The 23,356-nt window shown below is 63.4% G+C and carries 20 protein-coding genes; 16 read left to right on the top strand and 4 right to left on the bottom strand.

Annotated features, from left to right (window positions below; genetic code table 11):
• The first annotated feature begins 402 nt into the window (after nucleotides 1-402).
• The 10 genes from HWY30_RS16060 to HWY30_RS16015 all read left to right on the top strand — a co-directional run bounded on the left by HWY30_RS16060 (nucleotide 403) and on the right by HWY30_RS16015 (nucleotide 12,848).
• Complete coding sequence (locus HWY30_RS16060; RefSeq protein WP_090810016.1) at nucleotides 403-1,677, top strand: serine hydroxymethyltransferase; 1,275 nt, start codon at nucleotides 403-405, stop codon at nucleotides 1,675-1,677.
• An 18-nt stretch (nucleotides 1,678-1,695) separates the two neighbouring features.
• The gene (locus tag HWY30_RS16055; RefSeq protein WP_090810543.1) at nucleotides 1,696-2,667 is read left to right on the top strand and encodes a dipeptidase; all 972 of its coding nucleotides are present in this window, start codon (nucleotides 1,696-1,698) and stop codon (nucleotides 2,665-2,667) included.
• Nucleotides 2,668-2,710: 43 nt separating this feature from the next.
• On the top strand, nucleotides 2,711-3,250 hold the full coding sequence (locus HWY30_RS16050; protein WP_018425095.1) for a DUF5943 domain-containing protein: 540 nt from the start codon (nucleotides 2,711-2,713) through the stop codon (nucleotides 3,248-3,250).
• 25 nt (nucleotides 3,251-3,275) lie between these two features.
• The gene (locus HWY30_RS16045; protein ID WP_090810014.1) at nucleotides 3,276-5,339 is read left to right on the top strand and encodes an NADH:flavin oxidoreductase; all 2,064 of its coding nucleotides are present in this window, start codon (nucleotides 3,276-3,278) and stop codon (nucleotides 5,337-5,339) included.
• A gap of 2 nt (nucleotides 5,340-5,341) precedes the next feature.
• Nucleotides 5,342-7,267, top strand: a complete 1,926-nt coding sequence (locus HWY30_RS16040) for a (Fe-S)-binding protein (RefSeq protein WP_090810012.1) — start codon at nucleotides 5,342-5,344, stop codon at nucleotides 7,265-7,267.
• 7 nt (nucleotides 7,268-7,274) lie between these two features.
• On the top strand, nucleotides 7,275-8,462 hold the full coding sequence (locus HWY30_RS16035) for an electron transfer flavoprotein subunit alpha/FixB family protein (protein ID WP_176078903.1): 1,188 nt from the start codon (nucleotides 7,275-7,277) through the stop codon (nucleotides 8,460-8,462).
• The gene (locus HWY30_RS16030) at nucleotides 8,459-9,223 is read left to right on the top strand and encodes a drug:proton antiporter (RefSeq protein ID WP_090810009.1); all 765 of its coding nucleotides are present in this window, start codon (nucleotides 8,459-8,461) and stop codon (nucleotides 9,221-9,223) included. The genes HWY30_RS16035 and HWY30_RS16030 overlap by 4 nt, the downstream gene beginning before the upstream one ends.
• 73 nt (nucleotides 9,224-9,296) lie before the next feature.
• A complete protein-coding gene (locus tag HWY30_RS16025) occupies nucleotides 9,297-10,583 on the top strand; it encodes an aromatic ring-hydroxylating oxygenase subunit alpha (RefSeq protein ID WP_090810008.1) in 1,287 nt (428 codons plus the stop codon).
• Nucleotides 10,584-10,616: 33 nt separating this feature from the next.
• Nucleotides 10,617-11,807: an FAD-binding oxidoreductase gene (locus HWY30_RS16020; protein ID WP_090810006.1), complete on the top strand. Its 1,191-nt coding sequence runs from the start codon at nucleotides 10,617-10,619 to the stop codon at nucleotides 11,805-11,807.
• Nucleotides 11,808-11,990: 183 nt separating this feature from the next.
• Nucleotides 11,991-12,848: a glycine betaine ABC transporter substrate-binding protein gene (locus tag HWY30_RS16015; protein WP_090810004.1), complete on the top strand. Its 858-nt coding sequence runs from the start codon at nucleotides 11,991-11,993 to the stop codon at nucleotides 12,846-12,848.
• A 58-nt stretch (nucleotides 12,849-12,906) separates the two neighbouring features.
• Here HWY30_RS16015 and purU read toward each other — a convergent pair whose 3' ends face one another.
• Together purU and HWY30_RS16005 are read right to left on the bottom strand one after the other, a co-directional pair.
• Nucleotides 12,907-13,782 carry a formyltetrahydrofolate deformylase gene (purU, locus tag HWY30_RS16010; RefSeq protein WP_090810002.1) on the bottom strand — a complete coding sequence of 292 codons (876 nt, stop codon included), beginning with the start codon at nucleotides 13,780-13,782 and terminating at the stop codon, nucleotides 12,907-12,909.
• A gap of 136 nt (nucleotides 13,783-13,918) precedes the next feature.
• Nucleotides 13,919-14,833 carry a LysR family transcriptional regulator gene (locus tag HWY30_RS16005; RefSeq protein ID WP_090810000.1) on the bottom strand — a complete coding sequence of 305 codons (915 nt, stop codon included), beginning with the start codon at nucleotides 14,831-14,833 and terminating at the stop codon, nucleotides 13,919-13,921.
• A gap of 109 nt (nucleotides 14,834-14,942) precedes the next feature.
• Here HWY30_RS16005 and HWY30_RS16000 point away from each other — a divergent pair, with 109 nt between their 5' ends.
• Together HWY30_RS16000 and HWY30_RS15995 are read left to right on the top strand one after the other, a co-directional pair.
• Nucleotides 14,943-15,584, top strand: a complete 642-nt coding sequence (locus tag HWY30_RS16000; RefSeq protein WP_090809998.1) for a glutathione S-transferase family protein — start codon at nucleotides 14,943-14,945, stop codon at nucleotides 15,582-15,584.
• A 43-nt stretch (nucleotides 15,585-15,627) separates the two neighbouring features.
• Nucleotides 15,628-16,611, top strand: coding sequence for a pyridoxamine 5'-phosphate oxidase family protein (locus HWY30_RS15995; RefSeq protein ID WP_090809996.1), 984 nt, complete (start codon nucleotides 15,628-15,630; stop codon nucleotides 16,609-16,611).
• 43 nt (nucleotides 16,612-16,654) lie between these two features.
• Here the strand turns inward: HWY30_RS15995 and HWY30_RS15990 are convergent, their stop codons facing one another.
• Entirely contained in the window at nucleotides 16,655-17,059 is a 405-nt protein-coding gene (locus HWY30_RS15990; RefSeq protein ID WP_090809994.1) for a helix-turn-helix domain-containing protein, read from the bottom strand.
• A gap of 254 nt (nucleotides 17,060-17,313) precedes the next feature.
• Nucleotides 17,314-17,706 carry a hypothetical protein gene (locus tag HWY30_RS15985; RefSeq protein WP_143037285.1) on the bottom strand — a complete coding sequence of 131 codons (393 nt, stop codon included), beginning with the start codon at nucleotides 17,704-17,706 and terminating at the stop codon, nucleotides 17,314-17,316.
• Between the two features lie 45 nt (nucleotides 17,707-17,751).
• Here HWY30_RS15985 and HWY30_RS15980 point away from each other — a divergent pair, with 45 nt between their 5' ends.
• From HWY30_RS15980 to HWY30_RS15965, 4 genes are all read left to right on the top strand, one after another.
• Nucleotides 17,752-18,174 carry a hypothetical protein gene (locus tag HWY30_RS15980; RefSeq protein WP_090810541.1) on the top strand — a complete coding sequence of 141 codons (423 nt, stop codon included), beginning with the start codon at nucleotides 17,752-17,754 and terminating at the stop codon, nucleotides 18,172-18,174.
• Between the two features lie 629 nt (nucleotides 18,175-18,803).
• Complete coding sequence (locus HWY30_RS15975; RefSeq protein WP_090809992.1) at nucleotides 18,804-20,219, top strand: ISNCY family transposase; 1,416 nt, start codon at nucleotides 18,804-18,806, stop codon at nucleotides 20,217-20,219.
• Between the two features lie 378 nt (nucleotides 20,220-20,597).
• The gene (locus tag HWY30_RS15970; RefSeq protein ID WP_244144920.1) at nucleotides 20,598-21,257 is read left to right on the top strand and encodes a hypothetical protein; all 660 of its coding nucleotides are present in this window, start codon (nucleotides 20,598-20,600) and stop codon (nucleotides 21,255-21,257) included.
• Between the two features lie 361 nt (nucleotides 21,258-21,618).
• Nucleotides 21,619-23,085: an amino acid permease gene (locus HWY30_RS15965; RefSeq protein ID WP_090809990.1), complete on the top strand. Its 1,467-nt coding sequence runs from the start codon at nucleotides 21,619-21,621 to the stop codon at nucleotides 23,083-23,085.
• The last annotated feature ends 271 nt before the right edge of the window (nucleotides 23,086-23,356 follow it).

Raw genomic sequence — 23,356 nt, 5'->3', positions numbered from 1 at the left:
TGATGTAAATGTCGCGTCGCCGTGGGGAGGCGACTATCTGAATTCTGAGTATCAGGGCAACTACCGTGCCATCAGGCTAAACCCTTGGATACTGCGCACAAAGCCTGGAATAGCTAAGCAATCGACTGATGAAACCATCCGCGCGGCACCGGAACAGCGCGGCGACGCCCTTGCAGCGCACCCGATCGGCGCAGGAATACTGCGTTGTAGTGCAGCGCTGAGCGCGCGGATCGCGCCGACTTGTCGAAACAGGTTGCGCATGGCGGAAAAGGCAAAGAACGCGTCTGAATTCGTAAATAGACGCGCCGGGCGACCGTCAAGAATAGACCCAAGGCAAAGCGGTAGCGCGATCCCGCTGGCAACCCGTAGCGGCCTTCCCGTCAACGATCTCACGGACCTTCCATGTCGAACCCGAATCCCTTCTTCGACGACTCGCTAGCGGCGCGCGACCCGGCCGTGCGCGGCGCCATTCTGAAAGAGCTCGAGCGTCAGCAGTCGCAAGTCGAGCTGATCGCGTCGGAAAACATCGTGTCGCGCGCGGTGCTCGACGCGCAGGGCTCGGTGCTGACCAACAAGTACGCGGAAGGGCATCCGGGCAAGCGTTACTACGGCGGTTGCGAATACGTCGACGCGATCGAGACGCTGGCGCTCGATCGTATCAAGCAGCTGTTCGACGCGAAGTTTGCCAACGTGCAGCCCCATTCCGGCGCGCAGGCCAACGGCGCGGTGATGCTCGCGCTCACCAGGCCGGGCGATACGGTGCTCGGCATGTCGCTCGACGCGGGCGGGCATCTGACGCACGGCGCGAAACCCGCGATGTCGGGCAAGTGGTTCAACGCGGTGCAGTACGGCGTGCGGCGCGACACGATGCTGATCGACTACGAGCAGATCGAGGAACTGGCGCAACAGCACAAGCCGACGCTGCTGATCGCCGGCTTCTCCGCCTATCCGCGCGCGCTCGACTTCGCGCGGCTGCGTGCGATTGCCGATGGCGCCGGTGCGAAGCTGATGGTGGACATGGCGCATATCGCCGGCGTGATCGCGGCCGGCCGCCATGACAATCCGGTTCCGCATGCGCACGTGGTCACGTCGACCACCCACAAGACCTTGCGCGGTCCGCGCGGCGGATTCGTGCTGACCAACGACGAGGAGATCGCAAAGAAGATCAACTCTGCCGTGTTCCCCGGCTTGCAGGGCGGCCCGCTGATGCACGTGATCGCCGGCAAGGCGGTCGCATTGGGCGAGGCGCTGCAGCCGGGCTTCAAAACCTATATCGACAGCGTGCTCGCGAACGCGCGGGCATTGGGCGAGGTGCTCACATCGGGCGGCGTCGATCTGGTGACGGGCGGCACCGACAACCATCTGCTGCTGGTCGATCTGCGGCCGAAGGGGCTCAAGGGCAATCAGGTCGAACAGGCGCTGGAGCGCGCGGGCATCACCTGCAACAAGAACGGCATTCCGTTCGATACGGAGAAGCCGACCATCACCTCCGGCATCCGCCTCGGCACACCGGCGGCCACGACACGCGGCTTCGGCGTCAGCGAGTTTCGCGAGGTCGGGCGTCTGATCGTCGAGGTGCTCGATGCGCTGCGCGTGTCGCCCGAAGGCGATGCCGCAACCGAACAACGCGTGCGCCGCGAGATTTTCGCGCTGTGCGAGCGCTTTCCCATTTACTGAGTACGCGTGGAGCAAACGATGAGTCAACTGCACGAGAACAGCATCATCATCGACGGGCTGAACATTTCGAAGTTCGAGCGCTCGGTGTTCGAGGACATGCGCAAGGGCGGCGTGACCGCGGTGAACTGCACGGTGTCGGTCTGGGAGAGTTTTCAGAAGACCGTCGACAACATCGCCGAAATGAAGCAGCAAATCCGCCAATACAGCGAGATCCTCACGCTGGTGCGCACCACCGACGACATCTTCCGCGCCAAGAAAGAGAACAAGACCGGCATCATCTTCGGCTTCCAGAACGCGCATGCGTTCGAGGACAACCTCGGCTATATCGAAGCGTTCAAGGATCTCGGCGTCAACGTGGTGCAGCTTTGCTACAACACGCAGAACCTGGTCGGCACCGGCTGCTACGAACGCGACGGCGGTCTGTCCGGCTACGGGCGCGAAGTGATTCAGGAGATGAACCGCGTCGGCATCATGGTCGATCTGTCGCATGTGGGCGGCAAGACGTCGTCGGAGGCGATCGCGGCGTCGAAGAAGCCGGTGTGCTATTCGCATTGCTGCCCGTCCGGGCTCAAGGAGCATCCGCGCAACAAGACCGACGAGCAGCTGAAGGAGATCGCGGACGCGGGCGGCTTCGTCGGCGTGACGATGTTCGCGCCGTTCCTGAAGCGCGGACCGGATGCGACCGTCGAGGACTATATCGAGGCGATCGAGTACGTGGTGAACCTGATCGGCGAGGACCAGGTGGGGATCGGCACGGATTTCACGCAGGGCTACAGCACCGAGTTTTTCGACTGGATCACGCACGACAAGGGCCGTTATCGACAGTTGACGAACTTCGGCAAGGTCGTGAATCCCGAAGGCATTCGCACGATCGGCGAGTTTCCGAACCTGACCGCCGCGATGGAACGCGCCGGCTGGAGCGAGACGCGCATCCGCAAGATCATGGGCGAAAACTGGGTACGGGTGTTCGGCGAAGTCTGGACGGTGTGAGCTTTACCCCTTCTTTTATAGCGGATAAAAACGGAGCCTTCCCATGCAACCGCAACTGCCTATCGACGTCGATCCCGACACCGGCGTCTGGACCACCGACGCGCTGCCGATGCTGTACGTGCCGCGCCACTTCTTCACCAACAACCACGTCGCCGTCGAGGAAGCGCTCGGCCGAGATACGTACGCCGGGATTCTCTACAAGGCCGGTCACAAGTCCGCCTATTTCTGGTGCGAGAAGGAAGCGAAGCAACATGGTCTTGCCGGCATGGCGGTATTCGAGCATTACCTGAACCGTCTGTCGCAGCGCGGCTGGGGCATCTTCAGGATCATCGAAGCCGATCCGGCCAGCTCGCATGCGCGGATCGAATTGCGGCACTCGTCGTTCGTGCTCGCGCAACCGGGCAAGACCGGCAAGCTTTGCTACATGTTCGCCGGCTGGTTCGCGGGCGCGATGGACTGGGTCAACGATACCGCGCCCGACGGCGCGCGCAAGGGCCCGCCGTCGCAGTCGAAAGAAGCGCGCTGCGCGGCGGAGGGACACGAGCACTGCGTGTTCGAAGTCTCGCCGCTCGCGTCAATCTAATCCGGGCATTCCGAGGTCGATCGCGATGCGTTACCCGAACCTTTTCAAGCCGCTCACGTTGAACCAGCTGACGCTGCGCAATCGCATCGTCAGTACCGCGCACGCGGAGGTCTATGCGGAGCCGGGTGGCCTGCCCGGCGACCGTTATATCCGCTACTACGAGGAAAAGGCGAAGGGCGGAGTCGGACTCGCCGTGTGCGGCGGTTCGAGCCCGGTGTCGATCGACAGCCCGCAAGGCTGGTGGAAGTCGGTGAATCTCGCCACCGACCGGATCGTCGATCCGCTCGCGCGGCTCGCCGAAGCGATGCATGCGCATGGCGCGAAAATCATGATTCAGGCCACCCACATGGGACGCCGCTCGGCGTTTCACGGCGAGCACTGGCCGCATCTGATGTCGCCGTCGGGAGTGCGCGAGCCGGTGCATCGCGGCAACGCGAAGATCATCGAGGTCGAAGAGATCCGCCGCATCATCGGCGACTTCGCGGCGGCCGCGAAGCGCGTGAAGGATGCGGGCATGGACGGCATCGAGATCTCGGCGGCGCACCAGCATCTGATCGATCAGTTCTGGAGCCCGCGCACCAACTTCCGTACCGACGAATGGGGCGGCTCGCTCGAAAACCGCCTGCGTTTCGGCGTCGAAGTGTTGCAGGCGGTGCGCGCGGCCGTGGGCGCCGACTTCTGCGTCGGCCTGCGCATGTGTGGCGACGAATTCCATGAAGACGGGCTCGATCACGACCAGCTGAAGGAAATCGCCCAGGCGATGAGCGAAAGCGGCCTGATCGACTATCTCGGCGTGATCGGTTCCGGCGCGGACACCCACAACACGCTCGCCAACTGCATGCCGCCGATGGCGTTGCCGCCCGAGCCGTTCGTGCATCTCGCGGCCGGCATCAAGCAGGTCGTCAAGGTGCCGGTGATGCACGCGCAAAGCATTCGCGACGCGGGCCAGGCCGAGCGCTTGCTCGCGAGCGGCATGGTCGATCTGGTCGGCATGACGCGCGCGCAGATCGCCGATCCGCATATGGTCATCAAGATCCGCGATGGCCGCGAGGACGAAATCAGGCAGTGCGTCGGCGCGAACTACTGCATCGACCGTCAGTACAACGGGCTCGACGTGCTGTGCGTGCAGAACGCGGCGACCTCGCGCGAAGCGACGATGCCGCACGTGATCGCCAGGTCGCGCGGGCCGAAGCGCAAGGTCGTGGTGGTCGGCGCGGGGCCGGCGGGGCTCGAAGCGGCGCGCGTCGCGAAGTCGCGCGGTCACGACGTGGTGCTGTTCGAAAAGAGCGATCACGTGGGCGGCCAGATCATGCTGGCGGCGAAAGCGCCGCAGCGCGAGCAGATGGCGGGCATCGTGCGCTGGTTCGACATGGAGACGAAGCGCCTCGGCGTGGACCGCCGCCTCGGTGTCGCCGCCGACGAGCGGACCATCATGGCCGAGAAGCCCGACATCGTCGTGCTCGCCACCGGCGGTTCGGCGTTCACGTCGCAGGTCGCGGCGTGGGGCGTCGACGCGAGGCTCGCGGTCAGTTCGTGGGACGTGCTGGCCGGCAAAGTCGAGCCGGGCAGGAACGTGCTCGTGTACGACGGCGTCAGCACGCATGCCGGCGCGGGCGTCGCCGATTTCATCGCGAGCCGCGGCGCCAACGTGGAGATCGTCACGCCCGACGTGAAGGTCGCCGACGACGTCGGCGGCACCACGTTCCCGATCTTCTATCGCCGTCTGTACGCGCAAGGCGTGATCCATACGCCCAATTACTGGCTCGACAGGGTGTACGAGGAGGACGGCAAGAAGATCGCCGTGATCCGCAACGAGTACACCGAGGAGCAGGAGGAGCGCGCGGTCGATCAGGTGGTGATCGAAAACGGCAGTACGCCGAACGACCGGCTTTACTGGCAGCTGAAGCCTGAATCGGTCAATCGCGGCCAGGTCGACGTGCACAAACTGTTCGCGTCCGAACCGCAGCCGTGTCTCGACGAGCAGCTCGGCGACGGCCGCTTCCTGCTGTTCCGGGTCGGCGACTGCATCTCGATGCACAACATTCACGGCGCGATCTACGACGCGCTGCGCCTTTGCAAGGATTTCTGACGATGAGCCCCGTGTTTGTCATCACCGTCCTGCTGTGGGTGTCGGTGGCCGGTCTCGCGTTCGCGCTGGCGCGCCGCGCCGCCTACTGGCGCGAGGGCCGTGCGACCGTCGCGGGCGCCTATGGCTGGGCCAATCTGCTCGCGATCCCGAAGCGTTACTTCGTCGACCTGCATCATGTGGTCGCGCGCGATCCGTATATCGCCCGCACGCACGTTGCCACGGCGGGCGGAGCGATCCTCGCGATGGCGCTCGTGTTCGTCAACTACGGTCTCGCGATCTACTCGCCGTGGCTGGACAAATTGATCTTTCTCGCCGCGCTGGCGATGCTGATCGGCACGGTGTTCGTGTGGCGCCGCCGGCATGGCGCGAAGACGGTGCCGGCGCGACTCTCGCGCGGCCCGTGGGATCAGTTGCCGTTGCTACTGGGCGCGTTCGCGCTCGGTCTCGCGCTGTTCATCGCGCTTCCGGCGACGATGATGTCCGGTGCGCTCGCGGTGATCGTCGCGCTGCTGACCGCGGCGGGCGCGTTCACGATGACGTTCGGCGCGGCGCGTGGCGGCCCGATGAAACATGCGTTGGCCGGACTGCTGCATCTCGCGTTTCATCCGCGCCAGGAGCGCTTTGCCGATTCCACCGCAGCGCGTCGCGCTGGCGATGCCGTGCCGCCCACCGCGCTTAAAACCCCGCTGCTCGACGCGAAGGAATACGGCGTCGGCAAGCCGGTCGAATTTCGCTGGAACCAGTTGCTCAGCTTCGACGCCTGCGTGCAATGCGGCAAATGCGAAGCGGCGTGCCCCGCGTTCGCGGCCGGTCAGCCGCTCAATCCGAAGAAGCTGATTCAGGATCTGGTAACCGGCATGGTCGGCGGCACCGACGCGCAGTACGCAGGCAGCCCGACGCCCGGCATTCCTGTCGGCAAGCACGCGGGCGCGCCCTCCAAGCCGCTGATCTCGACGCTGATCGAAGCGGACACGCTGTGGTCCTGCACGACCTGCCGCGCCTGCGTGCAGGAGTGCCCGATGCTGATCGAGCACGTGGACGCGATCGTGGACATGCGCCGCAATCAGACGCTCGTCGAAGGCAGCGTGCCGGGCAAGGGGCCGGCGACGCTCGCGAATCTGCGCGAAACCGGCAGCCTCAACGGCTACGACATCGGCGCGCGCTACGACTGGGCCGTCGATCTGCAGGTGCAGGTCGCGCAGCCGGGCCGTCACGTGGACGTGCTGCTGATCGCCGGCGAAGGCGCGTTCGACATGCGCTATCAGCGCACGCTGCGCGCGCTCGTCAAGGTGCTGAACCGCGCGGGCGTCGATTACGCGGTGCTGGGCGGTGTCGAGACCGATACCGGCGACACCGCACGGCGGCTCGGCGACGAAGCGACGTTCCAGCAACTGGCCCGTACGCTGATCGGGACGCTCGCGCAGTACTCGTTCGCGCGCATCGTTACCGCCGATCCGCATGTGCTGCATAGCCTGCGCAACGAGTATCGCGCGCTCGGCGGGATCTATCAGGTCCAGCATCACACGGCGCTGCTCGACGAACTGATCGCGAGCGGCAAGCTGTCGCCGCGCGCGGCCGCCGCCGTCGCGGCGCGCAACATCACGTATCACGACCCGTGCTATCTGGGCCGCTACAACGGCGAGACGGAAGCGCCGCGCCGGGTGCTGAAGAGCATCGGCATCAAGGTGGTCGAGATGGAGCGTCACGGCCTGCGTGGACGCTGCTGTGGCGGCGGTGGCGGCGCACCGTTGACCGATATCCCGGGCAAACGGCGGATTCCCGACATCCGTATCGACGACGCGCGCGCGAGCGGCGCGGAGATCGTCGCGGTCGGCTGTCCGAATTGCACCGCGATGCTCGAAGGGGTGGTGGGGCCGCGACCGGAAGTGTTGGACGTGGCCGAACTGGTCGCCGCGGCGCTGGAGTAACGCGATGATGAATACGCTCAATCGAATCGATCCGCGCCGGCCGTTCACGGTGACGGCACAGGGACTCAGGCGCATCACGCTCGGCGTCGTTGGCATCGCGGACGCCGGCGGCAGTGCGTCGCTGGCTGATGCGCGTCACGCCGCGCATCGCGAACAGCCGAAGCCGCGCCGCACGACGGCCGCGCCGCGCCATGTGCTGCTGGTCGCGGCGCACGCGGAGCGCGGCGCGCTCGATGAACATGCGCGCCAGACGCTCGCGGCCGCCGCGCTGATCGCGGACACGCACAGCGAAGTCGTGCTGCTGGTGTTCGGCGAATTCACCGGCGATGCCGCCGCGCTCGGCGCCGACAAGCTGATCGAATTGCCGATGTTCGATCGCCGCACGTACGCGCCGGACGATGAACTGAATGCGCTGGCGGCCTGCGTCGCGGCCTATGCGCCAGCCCATGTCTTGCTGCCCGACAACGCGACCGGCGACGGCGACCTCGGCCGCCGCTATGCGGCGGCGGCCGATGCAAGCGTCGCGACGCACGTCGTCGAGATCGCTGCCGGGCACATGTGCACCTATATTCGCGCGAAATCTGCGCTCGCCAGCCGCGCGCTGCCGGAGGTCGTGCTGCTCGAGCCGAATGCGGTCGATCCGAAGCTGCCGTTCGTCGGCGCGGGCGAGCGGGTCGCGTGGCGCTTCGAGCGCGAAGCGAACAGCACAGTCGCGCAACGAGCGATACACGATCTCGGCATCGACGAAATCGACGCGGCGCAGCTCGCGCTGGAGGAGGCGGATTTCATCGTGTCGGCGGGCAACGGCGTCAGCGACGTGCCCGCGTTCGAGCGACTCGCGACGACCCTCGGCGCGGCGATCGGTGCCAGCCGGGTTGCCGTCGACGACGGCAAGTTCACGCGCGACAAGCAGATCGGCGCGACCGGCAAGACCGTCGAGGCGAGCGTGTATATCGCGTTCGGCATCTCGGGGGCGGTGCAGCATCTGCAAGGCATCAAGGATTGCCGCCATGTGATCGCGGTGAATCTCGACGCGAGCGCGCCGATCGCGAAGCGCGCGAATCTGACCGTGATCGCCGACGCGCAGGAAACCATCGCGGCGCTCGACGAGGCGGCGGCCGCGGCGCGCGGTGCCCGCGCCACCTCGGCCGCGCTGCTGCGGCCGGGCAAGCTTGCCGAAGGAGTGCTCGCATGAAGATCGCCGTGCTGGTTTCAGTCGGACGTCACCCGGTCAGCGGCGTCGCGCGCTACAGCCGCAACGATGCGGCGGCGTTGACGCTGGCGCTGTCGCTCGTCAGAACGCATGGCGCGACGCTCGACGTGCTGCACGCGGGCGATCCGTCGAACGCCGCGTTGAACGAATATCTGGCGCTCGGCGCGCGTTCGGTCGAAGTGCTCGAGATGCCGCCCGACGCCGATCCTGCGCCGCAACTCGCCAGGCGTTTGCGTGGCTACGAGCTGGTGCTGACCGGCACGCGCGCCGAAGGCGGTTTCGATAGCGGCATGCTGCCGTATCGCGTCGCGCATGCGCTGGCGGTGCCGCTCGTCGGCGCCGCCGTCGATGTGGCGCTGCGCGACGGTCGAGCGCAGGTCCGGCAGTTCATGCCGAAGGGCCTACGACGGCGCGTCGAAGTGCGGCTGCCGGCATTGGTTGCCGTGCATTCGCTCGCGAACGCCGCGACGTCGTACGCGTATGCACGGATGCGCGAAGGCACGATCGAGCGCGCCGTCGCGCGGCACGGGACCACTCCCGAACAGTCCGCATGGACGATCGGCCCCGCCACAGCGAAACCGGTGCGCCTCGCCGCCGCCGAAAAGCGCTCGGGCCACGCGCGCATGCTGTCGGCGACGACGACCGAGAGCCGCGGCGGCAGCGTCGTAATTGAAGGGAGTTCCGTCGAAAAAGCACAAGTGATACTCGCGTATTTGCGCGAGCATCAACTGGTGGATTACTGAATTCCGGCTCGGGCCAGCATGCGACCAGGAGGGCCTGGCGCGGCGCCAGACGTGACACGCAACGGAGCAAACAATGAAAGTTTCCGCAGACGTTCGCGCAATGATCGAACGCCGCAAGCAGAATTACACGCTGGAAGCACCGTTCTATACTAGCGAGCCCATCTTCGCGCTCGACATCGACGCGATTTTCCGTCGGCACTGGATTCAGGTCGCGGTCGAGCCCGACGTGCCCGAGCCGGGCGACTATGTGACGGTCGAGATCGGCGACGATTCGATCCTGATCGTGCGCGACGACGACATGCGGGTGCGTGCGTTTCATAACGTATGCCGCCACCGCGGCGCGCGTCTGTGCAATACCGGCAAGGGCTCGCTCGGCAATATCGTCTGTCCGTATCACAGCTGGACGTATAGCCTCAATGGCGACCTGATGTTCGCCGAGCACATGGGCGAGCAGTTCGAGCGCTGCAAACATAGTCTGAAAGCGGTGCATGTCGAAAATCTCGCCGGATTGATTTTCATCTGCCTCGCCGAGCAGCCGCCCGCCGATTTCGCCGTGATGCGCGCCGCGATGGAACCGTATCTGTTGCCGCACGATCTGGCCGGCTGCAAGATCGCCGCGTCGATCGACATCATCGAGGAGGGCAACTGGAAGCTGACGATGGAAAACAATCGCGAGTGCTATCACTGCGTGGCGAACCATCCGGAACTGACCATCTCGCTGTACGAATACGGTTTCGGTTATCAGCGCACGCCGGCGAACGAGGAGGGCATGGCCGCGTTTGAGACGACGGTCGCGCGCCGCACCGCGCAGTGGGAGGCGATGCAGTTGCCGTCGGCGGAAATCGAGCGGCTCGCCGACCTGGTCACCGGGTTTCGTACGCAACGTCTGCCGCTCGATCGCGACGGCGAATCGCAGACACTCGACGCGAAGGTCGCCTCGAAGAAGCTGCTCGGCGGTTTGAAGCATGCGGATCTCGGCGGCCTGTCGTTCTGGACCCAGCCGAATTCGTGGCATCACTTCATGAGCGACCACATCGTCAGTTTCTCGGTGATTCCGCTGTCGGCCGGCAAGACGCTGGTGCGCACCAAATGGCTCGTGCACAAGGACGCGCGCGAAGGCATCGATTACGACGTCGACAATCTGACCGCCGTGTGGCGCGCGACCAACGACCAGGATCGCGCGCTCGTCGAATATTCGCAGCGCGGCGCGAGGAGCAGTGCGTATGAGCCGGGTCCTTATTCGCCGTTCACCGAAGGACTCGTCGAAAAGTTCTGCGAGTGGTATATCGGCCGTCTCGCGGACTACGACGCGAACCCACGGGCGGTGCACGACGAGAAAGTCGTGTCGTTCGTGCGCTGAGCGCAAGACCGCAATGAGGAGCGGGGGACAACCATGATGCGCGATCAGGCCATGTTTCAAGCGGACATCGAGCAGACTTCGCAGAATCCAGCTGACGCGCCGAGCCGCGTTACGCAGCCGCGCTTCTGGGACGCGCTGCCGGCGCGCTGGAACAGCGACGCCGACGACACGCTGGAGTGCTGCCAGGTCCGCAGCGAAACGCACGACGTGAAGAGTTTCTTCTTCCGCGCGCCATCCGGTCGGGCGTTCGTGTTCGAGCCGGGGCAATTCATCACGCTGGAGTTGGAGATTGACGGCGAGCGCGTCAATCGCTGCTATACGATCTCGTCTGCGCCCACCCGGCCGCATACGATTTCGATCACCGTCAAGCGCGTGCCGGGCGGCCCGGTGTCCAACTGGCTGCACGACCATCTGCATGCGGGTACGCAGGTACGCGTGCTGGGCCCAGCCGGCGAATTCACCTGCGCGCGGCATCCGGCGCGCAAGTTGCTGTTTTTGTCGGCGGGCTCGGGCATCACGCCGCTGATGTCGATGAGCCGCGCGCATCATGAACTCGGCGAGGACAGCGATATCGTCTTCGTGCACAGCGCGCGCACGCCGGACGACATCATCTTCGCGCGCGAGCTCGATCTGATCGCCGCCAATCAGGCGCATTTCCGCACCGCGTTCGTCTGCGAACGCGTGGGCACGCGCACCAATTGGCCCGGCATCACCGGCTTTCTGACGCTGCCGCTGCTGAAACTGATTGCGCCGGATTTTCTGGAGCGCGAGATTTTCACGTGCGGCCCCGCGCCGTATATGCAGGCGGTGCGCAATCTGCTCGATGAAGGCGGCTTCGATCGCCAGCACTATCACGAGGAAAGCTTCTCGTTCGAGACCGTCAGCGAAGTGGCCGCGCAATTGGCCGAAGCGCATCTCGCGCACACGCTGAGCGATGCGTGCGCGCCGGCCGAAACCGCCACGCGTTTCAAGGTGAGCTTTACGCGCAGTCATCGCGAGATCGAGTGCGGCGGCGGCCAGCATGTGCTCGATGCGGCGAAGCAGGCGGGCGTGCGGCTGCCGGCGTCGTGCACGCAAGGCATGTGCGGCACCTGCAAGGTGAAGCTCGTGTCCGGCGAAGTGGCGATGAAGCACGCGGGCGGTATCCGTCAGCGCGAGATCGATCAGGGCATGGTGCTGCTGTGCTGTAGCAAGCCGCTGACCGATCTCGTCGTCGACAAGTAATACGACTGATAACACCGCAAGAACACGGCAAACACTGGGCGGATTGGCGTGGATGTCGCATGCGGACAACTGCATGTCGAAAAACAACGCTACCCGGCAATTCTGGTTGGCGATTCTAAATACGCGATGTGCGGTTCGATGGCAAACGCGTCAATGGGCAGATGGATCAACGGGAGAACGTCGATGAGACTGATCGGAAAGGTAGTGGTGGCAAGCGCGTTGGGGGTGATGCTGGCGGCGGTCAGTGCGGGCGTGTCGGCCGATTCGAAACCGACCATCAAGATCGGTTACGTGGAGGGCTGGGACGATAGCGTGGCGACCTCGAACGTGGCCGCCGAGGTGATCGAAAAACGCCTCGGTTATCAGGTGCAACTGGTGCCGGTGGCGGCCGGCGTGATGTGGCAGGGCGTGGCGCGCGGCGATCTCGACGCGACGCTATCCGCGTGGCTGCCGGTCACGCACGGCGCCTACTGGAACAACTTCAAGGACAAGGTGGTCGACCTCGGGCCGAACTTCAACGACGCGAAGATCGGTCTGATCGTGCCGGACAACGCGGACGTGAAGAGCGTCGGCGATCTGCAGGCGAAGAAAGCCGAGTTCGGCGCGCGCATCGTCGGCATCGACGCCGGCGCGGGTGTGATGCAGAAAACCAGCGAGGCGATCAAGGCCTATGGGCTCGACTATCAGCTGATGCCGAGTTCCGGAAGCGCGATGACCGCCGAACTGGCGCGCTCGGAGGCGGCCAGCAAGCCGATCATCGTGACCGGATGGAAGCCGCACTGGATGTTCGCCAAGTACAAGCTGAAATTCCTCGACGATCCGAAGAAGGTATTCGGTGAAGCCGAGCACGTGGATAGCGTGGTGAATCCCGAACTCGAGAAAAAAGCGCCGACAGTGGTCGCGTTCCTGAAGAAGTTCCAATGGAAGCCGGGCGAGATCGACACGGTGATGCTGGCCACGCAGAATGGCGAAAAGCCGGCCGCAGCGGCCGACGCGTGGGTCAGCGCGCATGCGGACCGGGTGGATAGCTGGGTGAAGTAACTCGGCCACGCGTCGGCGCAGCACACGAAAACGCCGCTTTTCAGCGGCGTTTTTCTGTTTACCGCAGCACGACGGTGCGCTCGCCGTTGATGAACACACGTCGCTCGACGAACGCCTTGACCGCGCGCGCGAGCGTAATGCATTCGACGTCGCGTCCGGTCGTCAGCAGCCGTTCGGGGCTGTACGAGTGATCGACTGGTTCGACTCCCTGCTCGATGATCGGACCTTCGTCGAGATCGTCGGTGACGAAATGCGCGGTGGCGCCGATTACCTTGACGCCGCGCGCATGGGCCTGATGATACGGTCTCGCTCCCTTGAAACCGGGTAGGAACGAATGGTGGATATTGATCGCGCGCCCGGCGAGCGCCCGGCTCGTTTCGGCGGACAGGATCTGCATGTAGCGCGCGAGAATCAGCAGTTGCGCGCCGGACGTATCGAACAGCTCGAGCAGGCCGGCTTCCTGTTGTGGCTTCGTGTCGGCTGTAATCGGCAGATGATGGAACGGCAGGCCGTGCGCTCGCGCGAGCGGTTCGAGATCGCGATGATTGGAGCCGATGCCGACGATGTCCATCTTCAGTTCGCCCATGCGCCAGCGAAACAGCAGGTCGGCGAGACAGTGTTCGAGCCTGGAAACCATGATCAGGACTTTCGGCCGGCTCGACAGATCGTGGATCGCCCACGTCATCAGGAAGCGTTCGGCGATCGGCGCGAATTCCTGCTTCAGCGTGGCGATCCGCAGCGCATCGTCGCGATCGACGTGGTGAAACACGCAGCGCACGAAAAAGCGCTCGCTCAGTTCGTCGTCGAATACGGTGAGTTCGTCGACATAGCAACGATGCCGTTCGAGAAAGCCAGCGACGGCGGCAACCTGGCCCGCCGCGCTCGGACACGCGACGGTGAGAACCCCTTGAGCAGGACGGGAAATGGCGGACATAAGCTCTCCACATTGACGATCAGGCGAGGCCGCGGGGTGCGGCGCGCATCGTCGCAGTAGAGCAAATCGGGCGATAACGCGGATAGAAGCTAACCGCCGTTGCGCTGGAATGGGAGCGCCAGAAGGATCTGCCGTGCTAATCCGCAGGCTCCGCCGCGAGCCTTCGCTTCAGCGTATCGATCAACGCGCGCACCTTCGCCGGCGGGTGACTCGTCGGCGGGAACACGGCCTGAATGCTCGCCGGTGCGCTCGCCCATTCGGGCAGCAGCCGGATCAGCCGTCCCGCCGCGACGTCGTCCGCGATCGAAAAATCCGTCAACAGACCGATGCCGCCGCCCGCGAGCGTCGCCGCGCGGCAGGCATCGGCCGTGTTGACGCGCAACGCGGACGCGCAGCGCACGCTCGCGATCTTGCCGTCGACGTGCCGCAAATCGAGCGTCAACGGATGCGGCAGCACCGACAACGCGCAATAGGGCAGCGTCTCCAGCGCGGCCGGCGTGCCCGGCATGCCCCACGTGCGCAGGAACTCCGGACTCGCGACGAGCCATTTGACGAAGCTGCCGAGCTTCACCGCGCGATAGTTGGAATCCGCGAGGCGACCAAGCCGGATCGCTACATCGATGCCATCGGCGATCAGATCGACGTAGCGGTCGCTGCTCAGCAGCTCGACGTCGAGCTGCGCATGCGTGCGGCGCAATTCGACCAGCGCGGGCGCGACGACGAGCGTGCCGTAGTCGTTCGGCGCACTGACGCGCAGCGTGCCGCGCACCGGCGAGGTTTCCCCGCCGAGCGCGTTCAGCGCGTCCTCGGTGGCGCGCAGAATCTTCACACTCGCCTCGTAGAACGTGCGGCCCGCCTCGGTGACGCCGAGCCGCCGGGTGGTGCGCACCAGCAGGCTCGCGCCGACTTCCGCCTCGAGCCTCTGCATGTGCGTGCTGACCATCGTCTTCGCGAGCCCGAGCCGCGTCGCGGCGGCGCTCAGCGAGCCCGCGTCGATGACCGCGACGAAGATCGCGAGGCGGTTCAGGTTCACGTTGCGCACATCGGCCATGATCGATTGTCCATTCTCGCTTGACTGTGTTTCCCGGATTATCGGGCTTCCGCGCGACAGTGCCTACGCCTTATGCTGGGCGTGTCATTCAACGTATCCGGAGCCATCCATGCCCGCTGCCAGACCCACCGAGCCTATCAAGCTGTATACGACGCTGCTTTCAGGCCACGGTCATCGCGTGAAGCTGTTTCTGACGCTGCTCGATCTGCCGTTCGAGGTCATCGAGCTGAACATGAAGGCGGGCGACAACCGCAAGCCCGAGTACCTCGCGCTGAACCCATTCGGTCAGGTGCCGACGATTCAGGACGGCGAGCTCACGCTGTTCGATTCGAACGCGATTCTGGTCTATCTGGCGAAGCGCTATGGCGACGCATCGTGGCTGCCGGACGATCCGCGCGGCGCCGCGGCGGTGCAGCGCTGGCTGTCGCTCGCGGCTGGCCAGATCGCCTACGGGCCGTGCGCGGCGCGGCTCGTGACCGTGTTCGGCGCGCCGCTCGACCACCAACGTGCGAAGCAGATCGCCGTCAAGCTGTTCGACGTGATCGACGAGGAGCTTGCCGGTAAGCCGTTCGTGGCTGGCGCGCACGTCACGATCGCCGATATCGCCGCGCACACGTATATCGCTCACGCGCCCGAGGGCGGCGTGTCGTTGCAGCCGTATCCGAACATTCGCGCGTGGCTGCAGCGCGTGGAGGCACTGCCGCGTTTCATCGCGATGCCTTCGAGGAAGGCGGGCTTGCTGGCGGCGTGATACGCGTTGACAGCCGCGTCAGATCTTGCAGAGGAGTCCGATCATGTCCGAGTTAGTCCCGTTGAATAGCTGGGCAAGCGCCGCGTCGCCGTTTCATGCCGGCGAGCAGGATGCGCAGCAGCGTGCGGGTGTGCGGGAGGTGGCCGAGTCGATGGGACGTCGGGGCATTCGCCGATTCATGCCTGAGCAGCATCGCGAGTTCTTTGCCGCGCAGCCGTTCGTCGTGATTGGTGGCGTCGATGCGAGCGCTCAGCCGTGGGCGACGCTGCGTGCGGGTGCGCCGGGTTTCGTCTCGTCACCGGATGCGCGGACATTGCGCATCGAAGGTGGCACATTGGCTGGCGATCCGCTCGCCGCGGGTTGGCGGGAAGGCGCGCAGCTTGGTGCGCTGTGCATCGAGCCGCGCACGCGGCGGCGCAATCGGGCAAATGGCGTCGTCCGGTCCGTGGCAGGCGACACGTTGCAGGTCGAAGTCACGCAGAGCTTCGGCAATTGCCCGAAGTATATCCAGAGCCGCGCGCCGTCTTTCATCGAGCGGGACGCGGCCGCGACGCGCGCGCAGCCCGAGATCGCCACGCTTCTGAGCAGTGCCGACCGCGAGTTGCTCGCGAGCGCGGACACCTTCTTTATCGCCAGCGCGAATCTGAGCGAGGAAGCGGGACCGGGAAAGGGGATCGACGTTTCCCATCGCGGCGGTGCGCCGGGCTTCGCGCGCGTGGACGACGCAACCACGCTGACCACGCCCGACTACAGCGGCAACCGCTTTTTCAACACGATCGGCAACCTCGTGCACGATCCGCGCGCGGGTCTGCTGTTTATCGACTTCGCAACCGGCGATCTGCTTTATCTGGCGGTGCGAGCAGAGATCATCTGGGACGGCGACGAACTCGCGGCATTTGCGGGCGCGCAGCGACTCGTGCGGTTTCATGTGAGCGAAGTGCGGCGCAGTCGCGGCGCGTTGCCGTTCCAATGGTCGGAGGTCGAACTGGCGCCGCAGTTTCTGCCAAAGGTTCGAGAAAGCGCCTGAGCCGATGCGCACGCGCGTGCTTTAGCTGGGTACGGCCACCGTTTTACTGCGCATTCCGGCCGAGCCGATAAGACACGCCGAGTCTGGTGGCCAGTTGCCATACATAGACTCGCGAGTACGAAATGCCAAACTGACGGCTTATCAGCTCGCGCATGCGCGCATTGCTCCAGCCGTCGGCGTCGAAGCCATAGTCCCGCGGCGAGGCCCTCAGCGCCTGGGCCAACCAGTCCAGATCAGCCACCGCGAGTGCGGAATGGCGGCCGCCGACACTCATGTTTCTCAGCGCCTCGAGCCCGCCTTGCTCCAATAGCTTGCGATAGCGCTCGACGGTGGTCTTTGCCATGCCCATCTGTCTCGCGACCTCGGCCGCGGCGACGCCGTCGAGCAGTTTCTTGCCCGCCGTGAGACGCCGCGCGACGGTCGGCAAATCGTCATTTGGTCGATGCATCGGAGAACTCCGCCGTTGGGTCGCTGACCGGACTGCAATCAGTTATGGGGTAGACAGTGAGGAGGGCGCGCCACCTACAGATAATCGAAAAGTCGCCCGCTGTGTCCAAAAGAATAAAAAATCAATCGCGTCTTTCCTCTGATAGAAAATCACGCAAGCCGCCCGTAAGGCGGTTACGCGATGTTTTCTTTCTAAAATCTTAAATATCTCTCTTGCGATTGAATTTAACGTTTGCTAACCTGATTGACGTGATTTTAAACAGTCGGCTCGCTCTGGCGGCCCGGATACCGGCAGGCCGCATACGGCTTGACGTCGGGCGCTTTTAAGTGCGGGCAGCAGCTCGGAAGACTGAACCGTTTGAGTGCGCGGATTCCTGTTTTGCGAATGTAATTGGAATGCATCTTTCGATGCAGGATGGCGATTCGCCGGAAAGCTGCAAAAAAGGTGCTGAAGATTGAAAATCCTTCGCGGCGTTTTTCCAGCGGATTATATGTAAACGGGACATTCGCGCAGAGTGGCGTTGTGAAGCGTGACTCCAGTAACCACCCGCTTAATTTTAGCTGCGTCGTTGAACACCGGAAGTATTTTGTGGGGGTAGTTTCCGACTCGATACGCATAACCGCGATAAAAGCTGACAGCGCTTTCATCGGTTGCCATTTGGGCGCTTGCAAGCTGGCGGTAAGGAGAACGACATGAACATGAATAGGACCCGCGATATTGCCGCGATGCTACTGCGTGCCGCGAAACGCAAAAGACTCGTGACTTATCAGGAACTGCACGCGCTTTTCGGTCGCGACGAACCGTTGCAAAGCCGCTATCGCGCATTGGAGAACGCGGCGCGTTCACTGAGCGATTGCGCGTCGCTCGACTACGGCTGCCTGATGAGCCTCGACAACGGCCTGCCGGGCGATGACTTCTTTAATCGCTTCAGGCACGGCAGGCCGCGTGAGTACGAAAAGGTGATGGGCTTCGGATCGGCGGGACGCTCGATGACGAAGAAGCGACTGATTGCGGATGCCGAGCGTCTGCGCGTGTTCGAACATGCATCTCAGATCGCGGCAAGTGGGAGGGTGGCGAACACGTTGCGCCCGTATGCCACGTCGAAATGCACGTAGCCCATTCACAGTCGCTCAACGACGACACGCTCGCCGGTTGAGAGAAATGCGAAACGTCTCTAAGCCACAAGGCAATAGCCGACGATAAAAAATCCGCGCGAGCTGCGATAGCGGCATTGGCTTTCGCTACCAAGCTTATTCTCGTGGTGCGCAAAGCAGTATTTAACAGTTGTCTAATTTCGGCATGTGGCGTGCGTAAATTAATCTGTACGCACGGCCGCGTCTTAATTCATGAGGGCTCTGATTGGGGGGGCCGCCCATAAAAATTGGAATTGAATTGTTGCGCCAGTTTTGTTGGTCACTGAATCGGGCTGCACCCGGCGTCAGTTGTGGCAGGCGAAAGAGCCGCGGTTCGGACGATTCGCGATGGTCACCGGGGACCGGTGTGTGCATCACTTGTGGCGGAGGGCCGACACGCGGCACGCGCATCGACGGTGGCCTGTGCGATGCGTACTGGAAGCATTTTTCTGAAGCATCCACAATTTGACATAAGATAAATTATCAACATTTTTGATGTCAGAGCTTTTTAGAAATGTCCGGTTCTGGCTCATTAGAAATGTCCGGTTTCCTGCTCCGGGCTGGCTGCTGTGGCGCATGCTGCGGCATCACCGTCAGCCCGGAGCCAGACCATGAACGGACGTGGATTCATCACGATCAGCATGCACGAGCTCGAGCGCGTGAAGATCATCGAGGCGGTCGTCCAGCATCGCCTGACGGGCGTACTGGCGGCTGAACGACTGCAGCTGTGTGAGCGTCAGGTCAGCCGGCTCGTGCGGCGCTACGAGGCGGCGGGACCGGCCGGGCTGGTTTCAGCGCGGCGTGGACAGCCCAGCAACCGCGAACTGCCGGTGGATGTCCGTGCGCGGGCCATGGCGCTGGTGCGTGAGCGCTATGCGGATTTTGGGCCAACGCTGGCCTGCGAGAAGCTGGCCGATTGTCATGGCGTGGTGCTGGCGAAGGAAACCGTGCGACGCTGGATGCGCGATGCGGGCCTGTGGATTCCGCGCAAGCAGCGGCCGCCGAAGCTTCACCAGCCGAGAAACCGGCGGGCATGCCTGGGCGAACTGGTGCAGATCGACGGCAGTGATCACCGGTGGTTTGAGGAACGCGCGCCAGCGTGCACGCTGCTGGTGTTCATCGACGATGCAACAGGCCGGCTGATGGCACTGCACTTTACGGCGACCGAATCGACCTTCAGCTACTTCGAGGCGATGCGCGCGTACCTTGAACAGCATGGCAAGCCGGTGGCGCTGTACAGCGACAAGGCCAGCGTCTTCCATTGCAACAGCCATTCGGCGACGCCTGGCAAGGGTGTGACGCAGTTTGGCCGCGCGCTGTACGAGCTCAATGTGGATACGTTCTGCGCCAACAGCAGTCAGGCGAAGGGGCGCGTCGAGCGCGCGAACCTGACGTTGCAGGATCGTCTCGTGAAGGAACTGCGGCTACGCGGCATCAGCACGAAGGCGGCCGCCAATGCGTACGCGCCCCACTTCATCGCTGACTTTAACGGCCGGTTTGGCAAGATGCCGCGGAGCACCTTCGATGCACACCGGCCGCTGCGTGCCGACGACGATCTTGATCTGATCCTGACGGTTCGTGTGCCGCGGCGCGTGTCGAAGGTGCTGACGGTGCAGTACGACCGGGTGATCTATCTGCTGGAAGACACGGTCGCCAACCGCAGTCTGATCCACCGTTATCTGGATGTGTTCGAGTATCCGGATGGGCGCATCGAGATGCGGGTGAATGGCGCTGCCCTGCCCTGTGTGCCGTATGACCGGCTCTCGGAGATCGATCAGGCGGCGGTGGTCGATCACAAGCGGCTGGGCCACACGTTGCAGCTGGCGCAGGTGATTCAGGCGCAGCGCGATGACCGGCGCGCGTCAGGCTCGCCATCGAGGACCAATCAGGGCGAGGCACCACGCTCGAAGGAGCGCAAGGTGGGCACCCGCAAGCAGCGCGAGCTGACCCGGGCGCAGTTGAATGAAGCGATTCTGGCAACTGCCGGAATGCGGGTTGGCTCGGTGCTCAAAAGCCCCCTAACATAGATATTTCTGAACCTCAAAACCGGACATTTCTAAAAAGTCGCAACCCGGACATTTCTATCTGGCCTCGACATTTGATGTTACGGCAGAGCTGTAATGTCGTACCTAAGCAAAGCTGAAGCGTCGCAGTCGCAGCATTTTCCAAATCGGCCCAACGAGATTTACCAAAGCTGTCAGAGAAGTCCGCTTTAGATTTAATGATCGAGCTCAATCGCCTGAGGGCTTTATGTACGCTGGCGCACATTGTGCGCGCCTCGTAGGGGATATTTTTCAATACGGTCGTAGAATAAAAAGCGAATGGAAATTTGGGCTATGGACACCCTGACAGACGTGCGTGGGCATACAGAGACTAAGCGGATTCGAATCGACAAAAGCGTCGCTTTGAAGTCTTTTGATGACGTGATTCCGCAGGAGACGATCGTCGAAATCAACGAGTTCATCGACCACCTGTTTGGCACGACGGCACCGCGCTCGCAGTCCGGCGCAGAGATTGCAGAGATGCTGCGTCGCGGTCAGGCCTTTCGCGAACTCGAACAGACGATCTGCGCGAATGCGCGCGCGATGGCCGCGAAGTTCGGTCGGACAAACTTACCGACTGAGCCGTTCCACGTACTGCGCTGTGCGAGCAAGACTTCGTTGGCCGAGAGCCACTGCCGCCACTACGACTCGCACCTGCTGACGCTGCTGATTCCGCTTCAGCTCGCACCCGACGGAGTTCACAACGGCGACCTCGTGATGTACCGCAAGCCGCGCCTGTCCGTAACGACGCTGACCAACGTGATCTGCAAGATGCGCCATGGCTTCCTGCAAAGCCTGCCGCTCAGCTGGCGCAGCTGGCATACCTTGCATGATCTGCGTGTCGGCAACTGCAAGCGCATTCCGGTCAAGCCGGGCAGCGTCTACGAATTCAACGGCTTCGCACTTCAGCATGCGAACCTCGACGTACAGAACGGACAGCGGCGCACGCTCCTCATTCACTACTACGACCCAGGCCACTCGCTCGGTCTGAGCGGCGTGCTGCGGCGCGGACGGATCGGCTGAGGTCCGCCTCGCAAGCCTGAAATCGTCCACGTTGGCTTACCGATTCCGCAATCGCACATCGTAAGTCCTCCTGAATCGAACCAGAGGCCTTGCTTGCGATCGCAATGCACAAATGCACCCCGGCCCGCGGCACGCCCGCCGCTGCGCGCGCCTGCCATCGCACTGCCCTATCGCCCCGACAAAGCAAGCGGATTTCACTTTGCCTTTAATCCGGCATAGACTGAATTTTCCGTTAGATGCTTTCTCCGCACTTGCCGTGGCCATTGCCGTGCACGGCGACGGATGTTTTTGTCGTGCTCCACGAGCCGATGGCAGCCTAACCGGTTCGTGCCTGAACAACACTGAAAAGGGACGACTTATCATGGCCGATACCGGTTACATGGCACGCAAAACCGTTGCTGATATCGTCGCCAGCGCCGACGCCGAAGAAGGCCGTCACCTGTCGAAAACGCTGGGCGCGACGAGTATCACCGCGATGGGCATCGGCGCGATCATCGGCGCAGGCATCTTCGTGCTGACGGGGACCGCCGCCGCGCAGTTCGCGGGGCCGGCCATCACGCTGTCGTTCGTGCTGGGCGGCATCGCGTGCGCGTTCGTCGGCCTGTGCTATTCGGAGCTTGCGGCGATGCTGCCCGTGTGCGGGAGCAGCTACACGTACACGTATGCGACGCTCGGCGAGATCTTCGCGTGGATGATCGGCTGGGACCTGATCCTAGAGTACGCGATGGGCGCCGCGACCGTCGCGGTCGGTTGGTCCGGCTATATCGTGAGCCTGTTGCGCAACGTCGGCATCGACATTCCACCTACCCTCGCCGCCGCCCCCGGCACCGTCGTCAAACTGGCCGATGGCTCGGCGGTCACCGGCGTGATCAACCTGCCGGCGGTGTTGATCATCGCGATCCTGACCACGTTGCTCGTGTTGGGGACCAAGGAGTCGGCGCGGCTCAACAACGTGATGGTCGCGATCAAGCTGACCGTGGTGGTCGCGTTTATCGCCGTCGGCGTGTTTTTCATCAAGCCGGAACACTGGCATCCGTTCATTCCTGCCAATACCGGCCAGTTCGGCAGTTTCGGCATGAGCGGTATTCTGCGCGGCTCGGCCGTGGTGTTCTTCGCGTTCATCGGCTTCGATGCGGTGTCGACCGCCGCGCAGGAAGCGCGACAGCCGCAGCGCGACATGCCGATCGGCATTCTCGGCTCGCTGATCATCTGTACGGTGCTGTACATCCTCGTCGCCGGCGTGCTGACCGGCCTCGTTGCGTACCCCGAGCTGAACGTTCCTGATCCGATCGCCAAGGGCGTCGACGTGATCGGGCTCACGTGGTTCTCGATCCTGATCAAAATCGGCGCGTTGACGGGGCTGACCACCGTGATACTCGTGCTGCTCTATGGACAAAGCCGCATCTTCTTCACGATGTCGCAAGACGGTTTGTTGCCGCACTTTTTCTCGAGGGTCCATCTGCGTCTGCATACACCCTATCTGAGTCAGATCCTGATCGGCACCGTCGTCGCGATCGTCGCGGCGCTGACACCGATCGGCGTGCTCGGCGAGATGGTCAGCATCGGCACCCTGTTCGCGTTCGTCCTCGTGTGCGGCGCGGTGATCTATCTGCGGCGCAGCGACGCCGAGGCGACGCGTCCATTCCGGGCGCCCGGCGTGCCGGTCGTGCCAGTGCTCGGCATCCTGTTCTGCCTGCTGCTGATGGTCGGCTTGCCGCTCGTCACGTGGCTGCGGCTCGTCGTGTGGCTCGTGATCGGCATGACGATTTATCTGTCATACGGCCGCAACCATTCGGCGTTGCGGCATCCGGAGCGCAAACGTACGTGAGTGTGTGGCGACTCGGAATATTATTTTCAGGCGCATCGATTTCGATGACAATTGCATGCCTTTGAATTGCGGCAATTGCTGGATGGCAATTGACATGTAATTGACAATTACCATTCAAGATCTCGTCTGCGAGCGGGAATCCCCCGGTCGTGACCGCTGCGTCCGCCGCCTGGTGGTCGCGAGTCCATTCCACTCGCGACCACCAAGAATAAATTGACAAGCCACCCAGACACGGTAGGATCAATAGAAATCTTTTCCCCGCATTAACGCA

The organism is Paraburkholderia tuberum STM678, from assembly GCF_902833905.1.
Classification (GTDB): Bacteria; Pseudomonadota; Gammaproteobacteria; order Burkholderiales; family Burkholderiaceae; genus Paraburkholderia; species Paraburkholderia tuberum.
Note: the sequence above shows the minus strand (reverse complement) of the source record. Positions and strands in the feature narration are given on the sequence as shown.